The 1238-nt window shown below is 43.7% G+C and carries 1 protein-coding gene; it reads right to left on the reverse strand.

Annotated features, from left to right (window positions below; all coding sequences use genetic code 11):
• Positions 1–80: 80 nt before the first annotated feature.
• The coding region (locus tag GQ598_RS10860) for a hypothetical protein (protein ID WP_160404129.1) at positions 81–1238 on the reverse strand (1158 nt) is incomplete at its 5' end.

Genomic DNA, 1238 nt, shown 5'->3' on the forward strand with positions numbered 1-1238 from the left:
GGACAAAAAGAGTCCTGTTCAATATCGGGAGTATTATTTTCCAGCAGCTTAGTTTTTTTGTACAACTTTTGGGGTGCAGTTCAAACCCCACTAAGACTAATAGGGCCGGGAGGGGTGCGGGCATAGCAATCATTAGGGTGATGACTGGATCTCAACATAGTATTACTTATACTGCCTGAAGGAGAAATATATATCCGAGGCGAGTTGGTTCTATTATAAGTACAATATTTGCCGCTATTAAAGCCTACGCCGTAATGACTTACATTACCCCACTCATTAAATAAACCTCCTATTCCACGATGAGAAACCCTCCCGGACCTACTGGTGGTTCCTGCCAGTTCAGTTGACGTTGGAATCCTATATCCAAGAGCATCACACCAAAGTTTAATCGGGTTACTACCACCATAACCTTCTTTTACGCCTCCTCGGTGAACAAACCACCTCTTCAATACAAACCCATATTTGATTACCGCTCTACCACCACTATCTCTACCTACTAACTCAAATGTCGCAGGTAAATTTGGGCGGCCAATTGAGCTATAGCTAACAATATAATTTTGACTTCTTGCCTCTGGACCTGTTAGCGTTACACGCGTGACAACTTCTGAACCATTAGGCAGCCAGCTATCGTTTGCGGTTACCCTTGTCACTGTTGCTGTAATGCCCTCATGAGTGACAGGCGCCCAAGTGAGCTGACTTGCATCAATCCCTGCAATGTCTAAATCAAAATATAAACCATTCGCACCCGTTGTAGGAAAGTTACTATTGTAAGATGCAGGATCGGTAGACCGAGTAAGATGACCTTTTGTTGAGTCCCAAGTTGATGTATTGGCGTATTGTCCATGAAATATCAGATTCGGCCTTGCATAACAGATAGTAGGCGATGGCGGTGGAGTGATATAATAGGTTGCCGAGCTACCACTGAATGTACTGCTATTAGGTACGCCGTACTGTGTGATTAAACTCCCCGCACTACTACTTAATACGACTTTATAAGGAGCATGACAAAGACTTAAAACGGTACCACGCCCCACAGTTTGGTTGTTTTTATCGGTGATAGCAACCGATAAACTGCCTGTTGCCGTAACGCCATTTGCTCCCTGCCCATCCCCATCATCATCGCCCCAATAATGATAACTTGTCACTAAATCATTTAAACTAACAGAATTGGTTGATGGTGGCACCATCATATGAATATCAGTAAAACTTTGACCTGCGACGGGTAATACAATGGGGTT

Origin of the sequence: Gilliamella sp. Pas-s95, assembly GCF_009795795.1 — a bacterium.
Classification (GTDB): Bacteria; Pseudomonadota; Gammaproteobacteria; order Enterobacterales; family Orbaceae; genus Gilliamella; species Gilliamella bombicola.